The sequence below is a fragment of the Kordiimonas sp. SCSIO 12603 genome, assembly GCF_024398035.1.
Classification (GTDB): Bacteria; Pseudomonadota; Alphaproteobacteria; order Sphingomonadales; family Kordiimonadaceae; genus Kordiimonas.
The window spans coordinates 1,766,739-1,784,079 of sequence record NZ_CP073748.1; the positions used below are offsets into that span (position 1 = coordinate 1,766,739).

A 17,341-nucleotide genomic window follows, 5' to 3' on the forward strand; every position below is an offset into this window, starting at 1 on the left:
ATTGCCAAAAATATTTGTATTTGCTGGTGATAATGATGGTGCGCTTACGTTCTTCAACAATTCTGGCAAGTCTGGGGATTATCTCTGGGCTTGTTTTTCCTTTGCACGCTGAAACAGTTTCTGATCACCGAGAAAATATTCTCGGCACTTCCTTTGATATGGTGGTCCATGGCGCCAAGAAGGAAACGGCTACCAAGGCAATTGAAGCTGCAGTGTTGGAAATCAAACGTTTGCAATTGGTCTTTAGTCCGGCCTGGAAAAATAGCGAGCTTGCTGAACTAAACGCGGGGCAGGTATCAATCTCTAAAGATATGCAGTTGGTGCTAGAAGCTTGCGAATATTGGCAAGAACAAACCAAGGGGAATCTCAGTTGCCAGCTAGGTAATATTAAAGCTATGTGGGCTGATGCTGTGAAGAGCGGCAATTTGCCTGATAAAGCAGAACTGGATGAGTTGCTTGACAAGATTTCCAGAACGCCGATGGAGATATCTGAGGGTGCTGTGGATATTCATGGTATTAAGCTTGATCCCACAGCGCTTTCAAAAGGATACATTCTCGATAGTGCATTAAAAGTAGCACGATCATATGTGCCTGAAGCGACAGGCATTAAACTGGATATCGGAGGAGACGCGCTTTATTGGGGCGGAGCCGTGGCAAAGCCAGTCTGGACCATCGGAATAGCAAACCCCTTTGATATCGCTGACAATGCAGGATTTATGGCGACACTTACGCTCTCAGGAAAGGCGGTGGCATCCAGCGGGCACCGCACGCGTACATTCAGTGTTGGTGGGCAGAATTATAGCCAGATTATTGATCCTAAAACTGGTTGGCCTGTAGAAAATGCGCCAGCGGCTACTGTCGTGGCGGATGATGCTATGACAGCGGATGCGCTCGCCACTGCTCTCTCTGTGATGCCTATTGGGGAAGGTTTACAGTTGATAGACAGCTTGGCTGGTGTAGAAGCGCTGATTGTTTCCCCTGATGGGCGGCAGTTTCCATCAAAGGGTTGGCATAAATTATTAGCTGCTAACCATGTCTCGAATGAGGTGGCCTGGAAGAATGATTTTCGCTTCAAAGTGAACTTTGACATCCCTGATAAAGATGAAGGCAATTACAAACGTCCCTACGTGGGCATTTGGGTGACAGACACGAAACGAGAACTGGTTCGGAGCTTGCTTTTACTTGGCACGAGTAAAGAGTGGATGGAAGAAACCTATGTATGGTGGCGGCGTTACGGGCGCAAAGTGAAAGCAGTAGTAGACGGTGTAACCCGGCCCACACGCATGCCTGGCAAGTATAATATTACTTGGGACGGTAGAGACGATTACGGAAAACCCGTAAATGAGGGGGATTATATTCTTCATATCGAAGTTGCTCGTGAGCATGGCGGGCATACTTACCGTCAAATTCCTATCTCGATGAAGAATGAAGCCTTTTCTCTTACTCAAGCTGCTGAGGGAGAGCTCGGTGATGTGGCTGTTTACTTTGGTGAAAATATCAAAAGATAGAAATGTTACAGGTTTTCCCGAACGCAGGTTTTAACCCAGGACTTAATGTTGTTTACTTCGGCTGTGCTTGCAGGATCAGGTTGACTGATCAACCAGTAGGCCATATTTGCATCAATGGATTGTGTACTAACAGCCGCGACACCATAAGATTCTGAGATTTGTGGCAGTAACCATTCGGGGATAAGTGTAGCCCCTAAGCCATTTTGAATAGCTGTCAGAACATTTTGGAAAGCATCAAACCACAGCAGTTTGGTGCCTTCTGCTATTTCAATTTTGCTGTATCTAGTGAATAAATCCCACATATCTGGTTGGGCCTTCATGGCCAGTAATGGTCCAGAGAGTTTACCGTTCTTCAGGTGCGAGCTTACTCTATCTTTTGCGCTGACCAGCAGGAAGCGGATTGGGCTAAGTTTATCTGCATTTAAATGAGTTTGAGGTTCTGTACCAATATGAAGGCTGATATCCGCTGTTCCCTGTTCAACCAATCCAAAGTCATTTGAAGTGATAATTTCAACATTAAAACTCGCATGCCTTTTGTTGTGATCGGCAAGACGCGGGATAAGGAAATTCGAGCTAAGTGTTTGAGCGCACGACACTTTAATGGGTTTTTCTTTGGCTTCATACGCGAGTTCATTCCAGGTCCTCTCAATAGCTCCGAGAGATGCAGAAATTGTTTGGGCTAGCTTGGCACCTGTTTCAGTGGGTATTACACCACTGCCGTGCCTGATAAAAAGCGGTGCTCCCATATCTGCTTCAAGTGCACGTATTCTGTGGCTCACGGCTGAGGGTGTTATGCCAATCTCAGCAGCGGCTAATTTGAAGCTCTTCAACCGCGCCGCGGCTTCTGTTGCTCTCAGTCTATCTAGTGGCGGTAATTTGCTCATATCCTGCAAATAGAGCGATGCGAGGTGAATTCAATTCATCTCTGTGCGAATTAATTCATTTGAGCTTACTAAGTTTAACTGTCAGGCTTTTGGACTTGGGAGAGGATAATTATTGGGAGGGTCACCCATGGATACGGCATCACTAGAATTTCACAGGAAACGCGCAGCTGAAATGTCGCTGAAAGATATTCGGTTGGCGGACCCTGAACTGTTCCGTGATGATGTTATCTGGCCGTATTTTGAACGGCTCCGCAAAGAAGATCCTGTGCACTATGCGGAAGATTCTATGTATGGGCCATATTGGTCACTTACTAGATTTGAAGATATCTCTGATGTGAACCTGAACTTTAAGGATTTTTCTTCCAGTGCGGAGTTTGGTGGTATCACGGTAGCGGATATTACCGAGGACCTGCCGCTTGAAATGTTCATTGCCATGGATCCTCCAAAGCATACAGAACAGCGCCGAGTGGTAGCACCTTCAGTGAACAATAAAAGCATGCGGGATTACGAACCGCTTATCCGTGAGCGTACTATCAAGGTGCTGGAAAACCTGCCAGTTGGTGAACCGTTTGATTGGGTTAGCCATGTTTCTGTGGAACTAACGATCCTGATGCTGGCAACGCTTTTTGGTTTCCCGATTGAAGATAGAGCAAAGCTCACCCGCTGGTCTGATGTGGCGACAGGTAAAGAAAACAGAGAAATTGTTGAAAGCATTGATGCGTGGCGTGCGGAGATGATGGAATGTTTTCAGTATTTCCAGCAGCTAAGAGAACAGGCTGCTATTGAAGCGCCAAGGCCCGAACTTATTTCCATGCTGGCACACGGTGAAGCTACGCACGATATGCCGCCTATGGAATTCCTCGGTAACATTATCCTTCTGATTGTGGGCGGAAACGATACCACTCGTAATTCCATGACAGGTTCTATCCTTGCCATGAACCGCTGGCCTGAAGAATATGAGAAACTAAAGAGTGATCATTCTCTTATCCCAAATTTTGTTTCTGAGATTATCCGCTGGCAAACACCACTTGCACATATGCGGCGTACAGCACTCAAAGATGTTGAAGTAGGCGGTAAGCAGATCAAAAAAGGCGATAAGGTTATCATGTGGTATGCCTCTGGTAACTATGATGAAGACATGTTCCCCGAAGGCGACCGTGTGTTTATTGAACGGGAAAATGCACGCAGACATTTGGCGTTTGGGGCCGGTATTCACCGCTGTGTAGGTGCGCGGCTTGCGGAGCAGCAACTTACCATACTGTGGGAAGAACTTCTGAAACGTTATCCCGATATTGAAGTGCTAGAAGATCCAAAACGTGTGCCTTCAAGCTTTGTAAACGGCTATTCGCGCTTGATGGTGCGCATCCCTGAGTAACGCTAGGGCCCATTTGCTTTCTTCTTTTTTCGGGTTACCTTAAATTTTAAAGGAGAAAAACATGGGCCAACACTCTTCCAAATTTTTCAAAGCAGTTGCAGCGGCAGCTGTTTTATTTTCTGTAGGTGCTTCAGCCGATGAAGCTGTAGATATTTCTGCCGAAAGTTTCAAATGCATGCTTGAGATGACCAAGGTGCGCCACTTTTATGTGGATAACCTGTTGGGTGATCTTGAAGCCACTCTTGAAGTTGCAAACAGTAAGAAGGGCGGCGTTTACCCACCGGGTTCTGTTGTGCAACTTGTGCCAACGGAAGTGATGGTAAAACGTGAAAAGGGCTGGAGTCCGCGCACGAAGGATTGGGAATTCTTTGAAATTGATGTCTCTGGTGAAGGTAGCATTATCAGAGTGCGCGGTACTGATCAGGCAGTGAATAAATTTGGTGGCAACTGCCTTGAATGCCACGAACGGGCGCGGCCCAAATGGGATATGATCTGTGAGCAGGGCCATGGCTGTTTGCCAATTCCTGTAACTCGGAAACAAATCGCAGCGCTTCAGAAAGCTGATCCACGTTGCGCAGCAACGACTAAAGAATAAAGCGTTGATAGAGCCAGATACTGGCCGCGATATTTATAAAACATGTAGCGAAGAAACGGATGCGAAACGACCGTTTCTTCGTTTTGTGTCTAAAGAGCTTTTGCCCACAAATCGCGCCAGGCCAGCCGCCGAGAATGGCGAACAGGTGCAAGGTATTTTCCTTTACCCGCCAATTGCCTTTAATCGAGGCGCGTTTATCCCATCCATACATGCATAAGGTTATAAAACTGAGCGTGCCAAAATAAGCGGTGATAATGAGTGTGATGTTCATACCAAACTGATTATAGTTGTGATTGGTGAGCAGAATAATATGCATAGGCAGCCAAAGTAAAATGGAACCGCGTCAATGCTGAATGAAATTTGTTATGTGTATGTTTTGGGTACGAAGGATGGTGGACGCGCCCAAACTTATGTGGGTTGGACCAATGATTTAGATAAACGTCTGGCTGCCCATAACAGCGGAAAAGGTGCGAAATCAACGCGCGGCAGACAGTGGCAAATACTTCACACGGAGGAATTTAAAACCCGCGGTGAAGCTATGAGCCGGGAATGGCACCTGAAGCGGGACCGAAAATTCAGGAAAGAACTACTTGAGACTATTAAATAGCTACCCCGCCAGGTAAGCGCGAAAGACGGAGTAGCTAGCGCGGCGGGAGGTTATTCCGCTGCAACTGTGTTGCCGTGAAGCTCGGTTTTGCCTGTGTGTTTCGCCATGTAAAAAAGAATGGCGATGCTGCCTGTAAGTAGGGTTCCAATAAGGTAGGGGAGTGGGTTAATCCCTTTTCTTTTTGCATCCTGCCAAATCCAAAAATTGCAGATACCAAAAGCAATCACCAGATCAAAGCTTACCTGTAATCCCCATGGGCCCATGACCATCAAGCCATCAAGTGCGGCTGATAAGCTGCCCGCAAAAACGGCATACAGCGTGATAGCTGTGAAGATACCTAAGATCAGTTTCCAGAAAAATGTGTTGTTCATTCTCGCCTCCTGTGTTGGGGCTGATTGTATGGCCTGAGAGGTAATGGCAGCAATTCCCTAACAGGTAATAGCCGGAAGGTTTTTGCTCGTGTATGCTGATTTCGAGAGAACAGGAGGCAGATATGACAGCACAGGCACAAAGCGGTTTCGGCAGGCTGATGAAACAGTGGCGGCAGCACAGGGGGCATAGCCAGCTTGAACTGAGCCTGAGGGCAGAAGTCTCTCAGAAGCATATCAGCTTTATGGAGACGGGTAGATCGCGCCCCAAGGAAGATACAGTGCATAAGGTTGTGGAAGCACTTGAAATTCCTCTTCGTGATCGGAACAAACTTTTCGAGCTAGCGGGCCTTGCTCCTCAGTATGCTGAGGTTTCTATCTCTGATCAGGCAGTGACGCCTTATAAAGATGCGCTTATTCGCCTGCTCGCGCAGCAGGACCCATTCCCAGCTTATGTGGTAGATCGTTGGTGGAACCTTGTTGAAACTAACGAAGCCGGGAAAAAACTGTTTATGGCGCCTGGTGCGGATACCCCAAATCTTGTGGATGCTTTTATGGCACCGGGTATGTTCAGAGATATGGTGATGAATTTCCCTGAAGTTGCCTGGGCATTTTACCGTCGACTGCGCAGTGAAGCCCTTCAAGCGCCGGCGGACGCTAGGATGCAGGAATTGGCAGAACGGGCGAAAGCCTATCTTTCAGATGTGCCTGAACCGCTTCACTTAGGGCCGCACGAACTGGCACTATGTCCAAAACTCAAAATCGGGGATACGGTGATTAATACGGTGACGATGATCGCGCAGTTTTCTGAGCCTAATGCCATTGTGCTTGATGAGTTAAGGCTGGAGCTTGTTTTCCCGGCAGACGCTGAAGCCGCTGCGTTTTTTACTATGATGTCGCAAAGTTAAGATATTGTAATATTAAGAAAAATTCCCATACTAAAGCGTATGAAATATAGTGTGGGGGATCATCATGAAAAAATGGGGAATAAGGCTCTTAAAAGCTGCGTCTGCCTTACTGCTTCTTTTTGTAGTGGTTTTCGGAGTGTGGCTTGAAAATGCTACTGTCGTACGCACCAGTGGCGGCGTTTATCAAGCCATCTATCTGCCCTTTTTTAATGATAGACGAATAAAGTGGCGAGCGGATTTTTCAATTACAGCTGATGAACCCAATATTCAGCATATTCAGGGGCCGATTGTAGAACGCAAAGCGGACAAGAGTTTTGCGGCCCAGTGGGCGTGCGGCAATAGTGTGCATACCGCTGAAGTTGGTGAGTATGATCCGCTTAAGGTCACTTGCGGTGATAAAGCATACAGCTATGATTTTTACCCGCCGGCCAAAACAAATGATGCGGCAATCTTCAACACAGACGGCCCTGTTGCAGTTACATCTGATCTAGAAGGAAATCTGGATTATTTCCTCCGTTGGGGGATTGATACAGGTGTGTTAAATGCGGCTGGTAACTGGGCTTTTGGTGGTGGTCATCTGGTTGTTGCAGGTGATATGTTTGACCGTGGCAGGTATGTGTATGATCTTCTCTGGTTCCTGTATGATCTGGAACAGCAGGCAGAAGCTTATGGCGGTAAGGTACATATCCTCCTCGGTAACCACGAGCAATATGCGTTCATTGGGCTTATCAAAAGTGTTGAAGCAGAGCACCTGTGGGCGATTGAACAGATGATGCCGTACCCCTTGGCTCTCCGTGATGCCACGGTTCTAGGGCAGTGGTTGCGGACCAAGCCAGTGATGACGAAAATCAATAACGTGCTTTATATGCACGGCGGCATTAGTGAGCTTGTACTCAGTAGTGGTAAAACCATTGAGGAACTGAACGCGATGAACCGCGAAGCACTGGATAATTATTCTGAAATTTCGGATGATGTTTTTGCCCTTACACACGGCAATCACTCCCTGACCCAATACCGTGGTTATGCGCACGCCATGGATTATTACCCGGAGGCTGATCAAGGCTTGATCGACCGCACGAAACAGCAATTTGGCGTGGATTATCTCGTTGTGGGTCATAGTCAGGCGGAAACATTAGCTCCAAAGTTCGGCGGTGATGTTTATATCGTGGAAAATACCCATTTCTCAAAGGAAGCTTTGGTGTTTGAAGATGGTCAGCCTGTTATTAAACCGCTCTCGCTCCTCAAGGAACGATTTGAAGATAAAGCTTATCAAATCCGCTCCTTCAGCCTTTTCAATATGAGTGATTTGAAAGCCTTTTTCGGGCTATTCTCCGCCGCATCTCGAGTGCCGAACAGGTAGATAGTAATTATAAAGAGAGGTTTCGTAGCTGATTGGGGTTAAGGTGAAGCAGTTTATCAAAAAATGTATTCGTTTTGGAAAGCGTTGGCCATGCAGTGCTAGGTGGACAGTCATCGCAACTATTCTTAGTAGTATATTGGGGGTATATGGTTTTCTTGTCTATGAGGCATTTATTGTTGAGGAATACATCGTATATTTAATACAGGTATATCTTTTCCCTATTCCCATATTGGTTGCATTAGATATGTTTCTTTTCTCCAAAAGAAGTACTAGCAGTTTACCAAAATAAAAATAGTTCGAACGCTGTGATTGAAGGGTGGTTTATCCGTATGTATAGGCGTTAGCCTAATACGAGTATCAGCTAAACACTTTTCTCCGAGTGTTCTCGCAGGATGGTTTGTACTAAAAGGGCAATAAAGTGCGAGGGGGAATTGAATATATGTGGCTAAGATATTTTAGCATTGTTGGGTCAGTATATGGGGTCTCTTTTCTTGGAGTGCCAATTGTCCTCATAATTGGATTAGTGACCACAATGGGCTTGGTCGAGCTCCAGGATGGCGTCAACTTTATGCTCGTAATGATGATTATCAGATCATTGTATGGTTTAAAGAGTGGGATAGATTCGTATCAATTAGTTTCCGAACCCAACAAAGGTCAGTTGCCTAAATTATATTCTGCTGTTCGCAATAGGTTTGATGAATTAATTGATCTTGGTGGATATAGGGGGCTGCTCTGGAAGCTATGTATCATGTTGGGGCCATTTATTGTCGGAGCAGTCATTAGCTTGATACTTGTTGCTCTTGAAGGAATGTTTTTGCTCTTTTTGCTTGGTGATTTAGATATTCCTCAAATAATTATTGTGATTTCTGTAGCGTTTGCATCAATTGGTTTATCAGTTGTATTTTCATTGATGAATTGGCGTATTTATAAGGGGGGCTTCAAGGTTATTCAATAAACTGCCACTTTGCCTTATCGCTTCCCTTTGTTATACCCACGCTTATGTATGAAATTATCCTTCTTTTTGCCGCAGGGTTCTTTGGCGGTATTTTAAACAGCCTTGCGGGTGGTGGCAGCTTTATCACTTTCCCGGCACTTTTATCGGTTGGGGTGCCGCCAATTATCGCGGGTGCGACCAACACTTATGCTTCTATGTCAGGCTATATCAGCGGGGCATTTGCTTACCGGCATGATATGATCCGCTACAGAAAAGAACTACCTAAATATATTGGGTTTGCGCTGATTGGCGGTGCTATGGGCGCGTGGCTGCTGTTGCAAACACCACCAACGGTTTTTGAGGAAGTGATCCCGTGGCTGATGCTGTTTGCCACTGTGCTGTTTATTTTTGGCGGGAAAATCAACAAGCGCCTTATGGGAGCCGGGAACGGTGAACGCACTTTCATCAGCAGTGCGCTGATTATCCTGTTTCTTCTGGCGATTAACACTTACGGCGGTTTCTTTAACGCGGGGCAAGGTATCTTGTTTCTCGCCTATCTGGTGCTGGCCGGTTACACCAATATCAATTCCATGAACGGGTTGAAGCTGGTGGTTTCCAGTTGTGTGGCGATTATTGCAGTGGTGCTGTTTGCTGTACAGGGAGCAATCGCATGGTATGAAGGCAGTGTTATGCTGCTAGGTACGCTCACGGGCGGTTATGTGGCAGCGCGGATTGCCCGCAAGCTGCCAGACAAGTATGTGCGCACGTTTGTAACTTTGATGTGCATTGTGATCACGGCTTACTTCTTCTTCGATGTATATTATCGCAGCTAAACTTCGGTTCACCGCATAAGATTGTAATCTTGAAATTCTCCCGATAGGGTGCATGCTCGAGTTATTGGGCATGCCTTAGGCCAACACCAAGGGCATAATTTAGGGGAGAACAGTATGTTCAAGGGTTTCTTGCAGGCCTGTGTGCTTGCAGTGGGAGTATTCTCCTTCACGCATGCGCCCGCGTATGCGCAGATCAAACAATCAAAACAACCAGGCCAAGAAGATAAGTTTCGTCAGCTTGATGAAAGCCTGCCAACACCAAATGACCAGCGGATTGCCTCGGGCCATCCTGGGCCGGAATATTGGCAGCAGCGTGCGGATTATAAAATCCGTGTAACGCTGAATGATGATAATCAAAGCATCACGGGTTCAGAGAAAATCACTTACACAAACAATTCACCGCATACGCTGAGTTATATTTGGGTAAGGCTTGATCAGAACCGTTTTGCAAAACATTCGGATGATCATCTAACCACACCAAATAATCCAACCAAGCGCATGAGTTTCACGAACCTTGAGCGCATGAAATACCGCGAGAACTTCGATGGTGGTTTCAAAATTGGTTCGGTAACAGGTAAGGGCGGTAAAGCACTGCCGTACAGTATCGTGCGCACTATGATGCGGATTGATCTGCCAAAGCCGCTTAAGCCAGGCGCAAGCCATGAGCTGAACATCACGTGGTCTTACAATATTGTGGAAAGTAAGCAGATTGCCATTAAGCGTTCTGGTTTCCACCATTTTGAAAAAGACGGTAACAAGATTTATAACCTTGGCCAGTGGTACCCGCGTGTTGCAGGCTATACCGATAATGGCGCATGGAATAACCGCACTTTTTACGGCCTTGGTGAATTCCAGACAGAGTTTGGCGATTATGATGTAGAAATCACTGTACCGTCAGATCATATCATCTCCGCGACTGGTGAACTTGCAAACGGTAAAGATGTTCTAACATCAGAACAGCGCAAACGTCTTGAGACAGCAAAAACAGCTAAACGTCCTGTTTTCATCGTAACCAAGGAAGAAGCGCTTGAAGCCCAAAAAGGCAAAGCGACTGATACAAAAACATGGAATTTCCGCGCCGAAAACGTGCGTGATTTTGCGTGGGCTTCCTCGCGTAAGTTTGTGTGGGATGCAATGGGCCACTATCAGGCGGAAGATGACCGCACTATCATGGCGATGTCATTCTACCCTGAAGAAGGTATGCCGCTTTGGGATAAATATTCCACAGAAGCGATCGTTCACACGCTGGAAGTATATTCCAAATATACATTCCCGTACCCATACCCAACAGCGCAGTCTGTAAATTCTGCAACAAGCGGTATGGAATACCCGATGATCAGCTTTAACCCGCCACGTCCGACAGAGCATGCAGACGGTTCACGCACATATAGCCGCCGTACAAAATACGGTCTGATTGGTGTGATTATCCACGAAGTTGGCCACAACTATTTCCCAATGATCGTAAACACGCCTGAGCGTGACTGGTTCTGGATGGATGAAGGTTTCAACACTTTCCTTCAGGGTCTTGCACACCGGGAATGGGAAGAAGGCTGGCCGGGTAACAGTGGTGCTCCACACACAATCGTCCGTTTCATGACAAGCAAGAACCAGATGCCTGTGATGACAGATCCTGAATCTCTCATCCAGTTTGGTGCTAATGCTTACCAGAAGCCTGCGGTGGCGTTTAATATTCTTCGTGAAACTGTGATGGGCCGCGAAGCATTCGATCACGCGTTCAAAGAGTATGCACGCCGCTGGAAATTCAAGCGCCCGTACCCGGCTGATTTCTTCCGTACGATGGAAGATGCCTCTGGTTATGATCTTGATTGGTTCTGGCGCGGTTGGTTCTACACCACTGATCATGTGGATATCTCACTTGATAAAGTGACATGGGGCACGGTGAACACCAAAAACCCTGATGTGGAAGCAGCTTATAATGCCGAGCGTGAAGCAGAGAAGGGCACACCGCTTGTAGTAGAGCGCCACAAAGATGTGCGCCGCCGTGTGCTTGAGCGCCCTGAACTGCAGGATTTCTATAATGAGCATCCTCAAACAGCTGTGCTTGAGGCTGACCGCAACGCGTACCAGCGCCTGCTTGATGGCCTGTCTGATTGGGAAAAAGAAGCGCTGAATTCGGCAGAAAACTTCTATTTCCTTGAGTTCACCAACAAAGGCGGCCTTGTGATGCCAGTGATTGTTGAAATCGAATATACAGACGGCACAAAGGAAATGAAGCGCTGGCCTGCTGAGCTGTGGCGTCGTAACCCGAATAAAGTTTCGAAGCTTGTGATGACTGAAAAGGAAATTAAGTCCATCACGCTTGATCCGAAACGGGAAACAGCGGATGCAGACCTTGAGAACAACTACTGGCCACGTCGCCCTGTGCGCAGCCGTGTTGAACTCTTTAAGCGCCGCGGTGGCAGAAAGACCATGATGGAACGTGCTGGCGAAACCGCTCAGTAAGTTTCTACTGCATTAGAAAAACAAAAGGCGAAGCTTCACGGCTTCGCCTTTTTATGTAAAGGCTTGAAAGAGTGGGGGGAGAATATGGAGATTAATGAATCTAATCTGGCTTGGTTGCCTCTGAAGATCATTTTAATACTGGTTGGTATCAGTTTGGTCTGGGTTTTATTTATAAACTTTATTGTAAATGGCTTTGATATCAGCGCTTATAACTGGATTAGGTCATTTGGTTATTGGGTGTTCTTTTTTGGAATAAATTATTTTGTATATGGAAAGCCAAATATCACGGCTCATAGAGAGCTGTTGAATTCAGATGCTGATCAATATTTGAATGATTTAAACAAGAGCCTGTCAGAACGAGGTTTGTATAAGTTAGTTCTTAGCAAATGGTTTCTGACTCACAAGGATAAAACTGCTCAGTAAAATACCACTATACATCCTATGGCTTGAGCTTGGGGTGTATAGTGATATTTAGTCAATAGAAATAGATATCGAATTGTTAAAAGATAGGTGGTTAATTAGAAGATCAATATTGATCTTCTATTCTATAGATGTTGCAACCAATTATACTCTTTGCATTTAGAAAGTTGTTCTTGCCACCACTCAACCCAATTGTCTTCCTTTGGGTTGATACCATACAATTTGTAAAACCCTCCACCTGGTAATAGTGTCCCTTCACTGACAATTAGCCCTGTAATTGCTGGAAGATTATGCAATTTAGTCCATTCTCCTAAATTATCTAATCCTTGGGGTTGAAGGCTTTCTCCCCAAGTTTTCCCTAACTGACGTAAGCCCAGTTCATCATGAGTTTGTTTATATTGAGGAAACAGATCAGGGCGATGGACTTGTATTTGAGGGAGTTTTTGAACTAGATATTTGAGTAAGTTTTTACCATTAGCGTCTAAAGAAATCATAGAATGTCCCCAATGAAATAAAGATTTTGCAATATTTATCTTATTGGGGTGAAATACAACTATTAATTTAATACCCTTTGAAGCTGGTGAACTCCTCAATGGGTGCGCGGTCGGTTTTAAGCTGATTTACCTCTGCTTCATTATCCGCAAAGCCAAGTGCCATACCGCAGTATAGGATATCAGTTTCAGGCAGTTCGAAATGCTTGTGAAGTGAAGTGCGAGCCATGCCCCATGCTTCCTGCATGCAGGTGGCGAGGCCCATTTCCGCAGCGACGAGGGCGATAGACTGCATAAACATACCAAGGTGTGCGAATTGGCCTTTGCCCATACATTCGTCCATCACGAAAAACAGGCCAACAGGGGCGCCGAAGAAATCAAAGTTGTTCACGAGCCACTGAAAACGTGCCGCTTTATCTTCACGCGGAATACCAAGAAGCGCATACATATCTTCACCTACCTTATAGCGGCGGCTTCTGTATGGTTCTTTCAGATCAGCAGGGTAAATGGAAAGATCGCCTTCTGCTTCACCTTTCGGATTATTCGCCAGCGCCATTTTTGCGGCCATGGAGGCAGCTTCTTTTTCCTCGCCCGCTACCACAATCACCTTCCAAGGTTGGAGGTTACCGCCTGAAGGCGAACGGCTCGCGCGCTCAAGAAGGTCTGTAATGGTTTCCTTGCTTACCGGTGTATCCAGAAATGCGCGTGTGGAAATGCGGCTATTGAGTGCGTCTGTTACTTTCATATTCCATCCCTCGTTTATCGTTTAACTGTATCTAGGGTAGCGAGCGCCACAAACAAGAGCACTTAAGATTAGACGACTATCTGTTCTTTATCTGTGGTATGATGCCGCGCCAAATTGGGGTGTAACCGGGTGCAATTGTTGTTTTTTCTGCTGTGTTGGCACTGTGCCTGTTGGTAACCAGCCCGTGAACACAAATGATTCCCCTTGTAATTCGCGAAAAAAAATTGCATTCTCGGCGAAAATTAAGTCAGTATTGCTGACGTATTGTCACAGAAACAGTCTAGGGTCTTAACGCTATGTCGGATTATGAACCGCTGAAGTTCTATGTGCCTGAACCAACAGGCCGCCCGGGTGATGAACCTGATTTTACCAAACTTGAAATCCCTGAAGCGGGCAGTGCACGCAAGCCTGCGATCGATTGTCGTCCGCAGGAAATTAAGGATTTGGCAACAACAATCATCCGTGTGATGAACCGTGATGGTGAAGCGGTTGGTCCTTGGGCTGAGGATATCGATGATGGTGTGTTGCTGGATGGCCTTAAGGCAATGATCCGCACGCGTGCGTTCGATGAGCGTATGATGACACTTCAGCGTCAGGGTAAAACATCCTTCTATATGAAGTGTACTGGCGAGGAAGCAATCGCAATTGCGCATAAAGCGGCGCAAACCAAAGGCGATATGAACTTCCCAACATACCGCCAGCAGGGTCTTCTGCTTTCGACAGATTATCCAATGGAAGATATGATCAACCAGATTCTGTCTAACGAGAAAGATCCACTGAAGGGTCGCCAGCTGCCTATTCTTTATAGCGCGCGCAGCCACGATTATTTTACGGTTTCCGGTAACCTTGGCACACAGTTCATCCACGCAGTTGGTTGGGCGATGGCATCTGCAATCAAAGGCGATACAAAAATTGCTTCTGCGTGGATTGGTGATGGTTCAACAGCTGAAAATGATTTCCACTCAGCACTTGTGAACGCTTCTGTTTATAAGCCACCAGTTGTTTTCAATATTGTGAATAACCAGTGGGCGATTTCATCCTTCCGCGGTATCGCAGGTGGTGATGAAGCGACATTTGCTGAACGTGCGCACGGCTATGACATTCCGTCCCTTCGTGTTGATGGTAACGATTTCCTTGCGGTTTATGCTGTATCCCGCTGGGCAATTGAACGTGCTCGTCGCGGCTTTGGTCCTGTTCTTATTGAATGGGTAACATACCGTGTGGCACCACACTCAACATCGGATGATCCGTCCAAGTACCGTCCGAAGGAAGAATCAACAGCGTGGCCGCTTGGTGATCCGATCCTTCGCCTCAAGAACCACCTGATTGCTCGTGGGCTTTGGTCAGAAGAGCGTCATGCTCAGGCCGAAAGCGAGTATGACGAAGAAGTGCGCGTAGCAACCAAAGAAGCTGAATCACACGGTGTTATGGGCGCAGGTTCAAGCCCGAAAGATATGTTTGAAGCGGTGTTTGAAGAACTACCGCCACATCTGCGCGAACAGCGCCAGAAGATGGGAGTATAACCAATGCCGCAAATGTCTATGATTGAAGCCATTCGCGATGCAATGGATGTGAAAATGGCTGAAGACGACAATGTAGTCGTGTTTGGTGAAGATGTTGGTTATTTCGGTGGTGTATTCCGCTGTACGCACGGCCTTCAGGATAAATACGGCAAGAACCGCGTGTTCGATAGCCCGATTAATGAAAGCGGTATCGTAGGTGCAGCTATTGGTATGGCTGCTTACGGCCTGCGTCCATGTGTGGAAATCCAGTTCGCAGATTATATCTATCCTGCTTATGACCAGATTGTATCAGAGGCAGCACGCCTTCGTTACCGTTCTGGTGAGCAGTTTACAGCGCCGATTACGATCCGTACTCCAGTTGGAGGTGGTATCTTTGGCGGGCAGACACACAGCCAGAGCCCGGAATCACTTTTCACCCACGTAGCTGGTGTGAAATCGGTTATTCCGTCAAACCCATATGATGCCAAAGGCCTGTTGATTGCAGCGATGGAAGATCCTGATCCTGTAATCGTATTTGAGCCAAAGCGCCTGTATAACGGTCCGTTCGATGGGCACCATGATCGCCCTGCGAGCAACTGGTCCAAGCACCCGCTTGGTGATGTGCCTGAAGGCCACTACACTGTGGAAATCGGTAAAGCTTCTACTTTCCGTGAAGGTAAAGCTGTTACCATCCTTACATACGGCACGATGGTTTATGTTGCAGAAGCTGCGGTGAAAGAGACGGGCATTGATGCTGAAATCATTGACCTGCGTTCACTACTACCACTTGATGTGGATGCGATTGTTGAATCTGTGAAGAAAACAGGCCGCTGCATGGTGCTTCATGAAGCGACACAAACATCTGGTTTTGGTGCTGAGCTTGCTGCTCAGGTTCAGGAGCGCTGCTTCTATCACCTTGAAAGCCCAGTTGTTCGTGTAGCCGGTTACGACACACCATACCCACACGCACAGGAATGGGATTATTTCCCTGGTCCAGCACGTGTTGGCCGTGAACTCAAAGCTATGATGGAGGCGGTATAATGGGACTGCATAAAATCCAGATGCCAGATGTTGGTGAAGGTATTACCGAAGCTGAAATCGTAGAATGGAACGTAAGCGCTGGTGACGTTGTCAAAGAGGATGACGTTCTCGCTGCTGTAATGACAGACAAAGCAACGGTTGAAATCCCAAGCCCGGTTGATGGTGTGGTGAAAGAAATCTCTGGCACTATTGGTGATATGACACCGGTTGGCGCCGTGATCATCACACTTGAAGTTGAAGGTGAAGGCAACGAAGCGATGATTTCAGCTGAGGCTGACGCGCCAGCACCTGCCGCTGAAGAAGCGCCGAAAGAAGAAGCAAAACCGGAAGCGAAAGCTGAGCCGGCTCCAGCACCTGCGCCAAAGAAAACAGCTGTTGTGAAAAAGCCAGTTGCTTCTGCGAAGAAAGCAACATCTGGCGCACCGCGTAAAGAAGGTGAGAAGCCAATTGCTTCTCCTGCTGTGCGCAAACGTGCTGCAGATGCTGGTGTGAAACTACAGTATGTATTTGGTACTGGCCCTGCAGGCCGTATCACGCACGAAGATCTTGAAGATTATATCTCTGGCGCTTCTGCACCGGTTGGTGGTTCATCAAAGCGTGCTGATACATCTGTTGAAGAAACAAAAGTTATCGGCTTGCGCCGTAAAATTGCTGAGCGTATGCAGGATGCCAAGCAGCGTATCCCGCACATCACTTATGTTGATGAGATTGATGTAACGGCGCTTGAAGAACTACGTGAGCATATGAATGCGACACGCAAAGAAGATGATCCGAAGCTAACAATCCTGCCTTTCATTATGAAGGCGATGGTTATGGCGATTAAAGATTATCCAAAGCTGAACAGCCACTATGATGACGGCAATGACATGCTGTACACATATGGCGGCGTTCATATTGGTATGGCTGCGCAAACACCGGGTGGCCTTATGGTGCCAGTGTTGAACCACTGTGAAGCAATGGAAATCAATGATTTTGCGAACGAAGCAAAACGCCTTGCAAACGCTGCACGTGATGGTTCTATCTCTCGCGAGGAATTGACAGGTTCAACAATCACGCTTTCAAGCCTTGGTAAGATGGGCGGCATTGTTTCCACACCTGTGATGAACAGCCCGGAAGTTGCGATTGTTGGCGTGAACAAAGTAGCGATCCGCCCAGAATGGCGTGATGGTGGTTTTGTACCGCGTAAGATGATGAACCTTTCTTCATCGTTTGATCACCGCATTATCGATGGTTGGGATGCTGCTGAATTTATCCAGCGTATCAAACAGCTGCTTGAAAACCCAGCAACTCTCTTCATGGAGCGCTAA

At 46.8% G+C, this 17,341-nt stretch carries 18 protein-coding genes; 13 read left to right on the forward strand and 5 right to left on the reverse strand.

The genetic code is table 11. The annotated features are described in order from the left end of the window. Window positions 1–32 precede the first annotated feature (32 nt). A complete protein-coding gene (locus KFE96_RS08015) occupies window positions 33–1,508 on the forward strand; it encodes a DUF2271 domain-containing protein (RefSeq protein WP_255835465.1) in 1,476 nt (491 codons plus the stop codon). 5 nt (window positions 1,509–1,513) lie between these two features. Here the strand turns inward: KFE96_RS08015 and KFE96_RS08020 are convergent, their stop codons facing one another. Then, a complete protein-coding gene (locus KFE96_RS08020) occupies window positions 1,514–2,392 on the reverse strand; it encodes a LysR family transcriptional regulator (protein WP_255835466.1) in 879 nt (292 codons plus the stop codon). A gap of 127 nt (window positions 2,393–2,519) precedes the next feature. Between KFE96_RS08020 and KFE96_RS08025 the strand changes: the two genes are divergently transcribed. Both KFE96_RS08025 and KFE96_RS08030 read left to right on the forward strand, forming a co-directional pair. Further along, window positions 2,520–3,767, forward strand: coding sequence for a cytochrome P450 (locus KFE96_RS08025; protein WP_255835467.1), 1,248 nt, complete (start codon window positions 2,520–2,522; stop codon window positions 3,765–3,767). A 61-nt stretch (window positions 3,768–3,828) separates the two neighbouring features. Then, window positions 3,829–4,362 (forward strand): hypothetical protein, encoded by a 534-nt coding sequence (locus KFE96_RS08030; RefSeq protein WP_255835469.1) that lies wholly within the window; start codon window positions 3,829–3,831, stop codon window positions 4,360–4,362. Here the strand turns inward: KFE96_RS08030 and KFE96_RS08035 are convergent. Further along, entirely contained in the window at window positions 4,352–4,633 is a 282-nt protein-coding gene (locus tag KFE96_RS08035; protein WP_255835470.1) for a DUF1294 domain-containing protein, read from the reverse strand. The two genes, KFE96_RS08030 and KFE96_RS08035, sit on opposite strands and share 11 nt — an antisense overlap. A gap of 75 nt (window positions 4,634–4,708) precedes the next feature. Here KFE96_RS08035 and KFE96_RS08040 point away from each other — a divergent pair, with 75 nt between their 5' ends. After that, the gene (locus tag KFE96_RS08040) at window positions 4,709–4,969 is read left to right on the forward strand and encodes a GIY-YIG nuclease family protein (RefSeq protein WP_255835471.1); all 261 of its coding nucleotides are present in this window, start codon (window positions 4,709–4,711) and stop codon (window positions 4,967–4,969) included. Window positions 4,970–5,019: 50 nt separating this feature from the next. On the opposite strand, the gene KFE96_RS08045 is transcribed toward KFE96_RS08040, so the two are convergent. Further along, window positions 5,020–5,340 (reverse strand): hypothetical protein, encoded by a 321-nt coding sequence (locus tag KFE96_RS08045; RefSeq protein ID WP_255835472.1) that lies wholly within the window; start codon window positions 5,338–5,340, stop codon window positions 5,020–5,022. Between the two features lie 122 nt (window positions 5,341–5,462). Here KFE96_RS08045 and KFE96_RS08050 point away from each other — a divergent pair, with 122 nt between their 5' ends. The 6 genes from KFE96_RS08050 (at window position 5,463) to KFE96_RS08075 (ending at window position 12,258) form a co-directional block, all read left to right on the forward strand. Beyond that, the gene (locus tag KFE96_RS08050; protein WP_255835473.1) at window positions 5,463–6,245 is read left to right on the forward strand and encodes a helix-turn-helix domain-containing protein; all 783 of its coding nucleotides are present in this window, start codon (window positions 5,463–5,465) and stop codon (window positions 6,243–6,245) included. Window positions 6,246–6,309: 64 nt separating this feature from the next. Continuing rightward, window positions 6,310–7,605, forward strand: a complete 1,296-nt coding sequence (locus tag KFE96_RS08055) for a metallophosphoesterase (RefSeq protein ID WP_255835474.1) — start codon at window positions 6,310–6,312, stop codon at window positions 7,603–7,605. 439 nt (window positions 7,606–8,044) lie between these two features. Continuing rightward, window positions 8,045–8,560 (forward strand): hypothetical protein, encoded by a 516-nt coding sequence (locus KFE96_RS08060; RefSeq protein WP_255835475.1) that lies wholly within the window; start codon window positions 8,045–8,047, stop codon window positions 8,558–8,560. 44 nt (window positions 8,561–8,604) lie between these two features. Next, complete coding sequence (locus tag KFE96_RS08065) at window positions 8,605–9,372, forward strand: sulfite exporter TauE/SafE family protein (RefSeq protein WP_255835476.1); 768 nt, start codon at window positions 8,605–8,607, stop codon at window positions 9,370–9,372. A gap of 114 nt (window positions 9,373–9,486) precedes the next feature. Further along, a complete protein-coding gene (locus KFE96_RS08070; RefSeq protein ID WP_255835477.1) occupies window positions 9,487–11,835 on the forward strand; it encodes a M1 family metallopeptidase in 2,349 nt (782 codons plus the stop codon). An 84-nt stretch (window positions 11,836–11,919) separates the two neighbouring features. Continuing rightward, complete coding sequence (locus KFE96_RS08075; protein ID WP_255835478.1) at window positions 11,920–12,258, forward strand: hypothetical protein; 339 nt, start codon at window positions 11,920–11,922, stop codon at window positions 12,256–12,258. A 122-nt stretch (window positions 12,259–12,380) separates the two neighbouring features. On the opposite strand, the gene KFE96_RS08080 is transcribed toward KFE96_RS08075, so the two are convergent. Then, window positions 12,381–12,749, reverse strand: coding sequence for a hypothetical protein (locus KFE96_RS08080; protein WP_255835479.1), 369 nt, complete (start codon window positions 12,747–12,749; stop codon window positions 12,381–12,383). A gap of 67 nt (window positions 12,750–12,816) precedes the next feature. Continuing rightward, entirely contained in the window at window positions 12,817–13,491 is a 675-nt protein-coding gene (locus KFE96_RS08085) for a nitroreductase (protein WP_255835480.1), read from the reverse strand. A 296-nt stretch (window positions 13,492–13,787) separates the two neighbouring features. Here KFE96_RS08085 and KFE96_RS08090 point away from each other — a divergent pair, with 296 nt between their 5' ends. Genes KFE96_RS08090 through KFE96_RS08100 form a run of 3 tightly spaced genes read left to right on the forward strand, consistent with a single transcriptional unit; the run spans window position 13,788 to window position 17,341 of the window. Beyond that, window positions 13,788–15,014, forward strand: a complete 1,227-nt coding sequence (locus tag KFE96_RS08090) for a 3-methyl-2-oxobutanoate dehydrogenase (2-methylpropanoyl-transferring) subunit alpha (protein WP_255835481.1) — start codon at window positions 13,788–13,790, stop codon at window positions 15,012–15,014. 3 nt (window positions 15,015–15,017) lie between these two features. After that, window positions 15,018–16,034: an alpha-ketoacid dehydrogenase subunit beta gene (locus KFE96_RS08095; protein ID WP_247020758.1), complete on the forward strand. Its 1,017-nt coding sequence runs from the start codon at window positions 15,018–15,020 to the stop codon at window positions 16,032–16,034. Next, window positions 16,034–17,341, forward strand: a complete 1,308-nt coding sequence (locus KFE96_RS08100; RefSeq protein ID WP_255835482.1) for a dihydrolipoamide acetyltransferase family protein — start codon at window positions 16,034–16,036, stop codon at window positions 17,339–17,341. Before KFE96_RS08095 ends, KFE96_RS08100 begins: the two co-directional genes overlap by 1 nt.

What these genes read in the sequence shown, in the direction of transcription:
- KFE96_RS08015 (WP_255835465.1), top strand. Translation starts at nt 33, where the DNA reads ATGATGGTGCGCTTACGTTCTTCAACAATTCTGGCAAGTCTGGGGATT.
- KFE96_RS08020 (WP_255835466.1), bottom strand. Translation starts at nt 2,392, where the DNA reads ATGAGCAAATTACCGCCACTAGATAGACTGAGAGCAACAGAAGCCGCG.
- KFE96_RS08025 (WP_255835467.1), top strand. Translation starts at nt 2,520, where the DNA reads ATGGATACGGCATCACTAGAATTTCACAGGAAACGCGCAGCTGAAATG.
- KFE96_RS08030 (WP_255835469.1), top strand. Translation starts at nt 3,829, where the DNA reads ATGGGCCAACACTCTTCCAAATTTTTCAAAGCAGTTGCAGCGGCAGCT.
- KFE96_RS08035 (WP_255835470.1), bottom strand. Translation starts at nt 4,633, where the DNA reads ATGAACATCACACTCATTATCACCGCTTATTTTGGCACGCTCAGTTTT.
- KFE96_RS08040 (WP_255835471.1), top strand. Translation starts at nt 4,709, where the DNA reads ATGCTGAATGAAATTTGTTATGTGTATGTTTTGGGTACGAAGGATGGT.
- KFE96_RS08045 (WP_255835472.1), bottom strand. Translation starts at nt 5,340, where the DNA reads ATGAACAACACATTTTTCTGGAAACTGATCTTAGGTATCTTCACAGCT.
- KFE96_RS08050 (WP_255835473.1), top strand. Translation starts at nt 5,463, where the DNA reads ATGACAGCACAGGCACAAAGCGGTTTCGGCAGGCTGATGAAACAGTGG.
- KFE96_RS08055 (WP_255835474.1), top strand. Translation starts at nt 6,310, where the DNA reads ATGAAAAAATGGGGAATAAGGCTCTTAAAAGCTGCGTCTGCCTTACTG.
- KFE96_RS08060 (WP_255835475.1), top strand. Translation starts at nt 8,045, where the DNA reads ATGTGGCTAAGATATTTTAGCATTGTTGGGTCAGTATATGGGGTCTCT.
- KFE96_RS08065 (WP_255835476.1), top strand. Translation starts at nt 8,605, where the DNA reads ATGTATGAAATTATCCTTCTTTTTGCCGCAGGGTTCTTTGGCGGTATT.
- KFE96_RS08070 (WP_255835477.1), top strand. Translation starts at nt 9,487, where the DNA reads ATGTTCAAGGGTTTCTTGCAGGCCTGTGTGCTTGCAGTGGGAGTATTC.
- KFE96_RS08075 (WP_255835478.1), top strand. Translation starts at nt 11,920, where the DNA reads ATGGAGATTAATGAATCTAATCTGGCTTGGTTGCCTCTGAAGATCATT.
- KFE96_RS08080 (WP_255835479.1), bottom strand. Translation starts at nt 12,749, where the DNA reads ATGATTTCTTTAGACGCTAATGGTAAAAACTTACTCAAATATCTAGTT.
- KFE96_RS08085 (WP_255835480.1), bottom strand. Translation starts at nt 13,491, where the DNA reads ATGAAAGTAACAGACGCACTCAATAGCCGCATTTCCACACGCGCATTT.
- KFE96_RS08090 (WP_255835481.1), top strand. Translation starts at nt 13,788, where the DNA reads ATGTCGGATTATGAACCGCTGAAGTTCTATGTGCCTGAACCAACAGGC.
- KFE96_RS08095 (WP_247020758.1), top strand. Translation starts at nt 15,018, where the DNA reads ATGCCGCAAATGTCTATGATTGAAGCCATTCGCGATGCAATGGATGTG.
- KFE96_RS08100 (WP_255835482.1), top strand. Translation starts at nt 16,034, where the DNA reads ATGGGACTGCATAAAATCCAGATGCCAGATGTTGGTGAAGGTATTACC.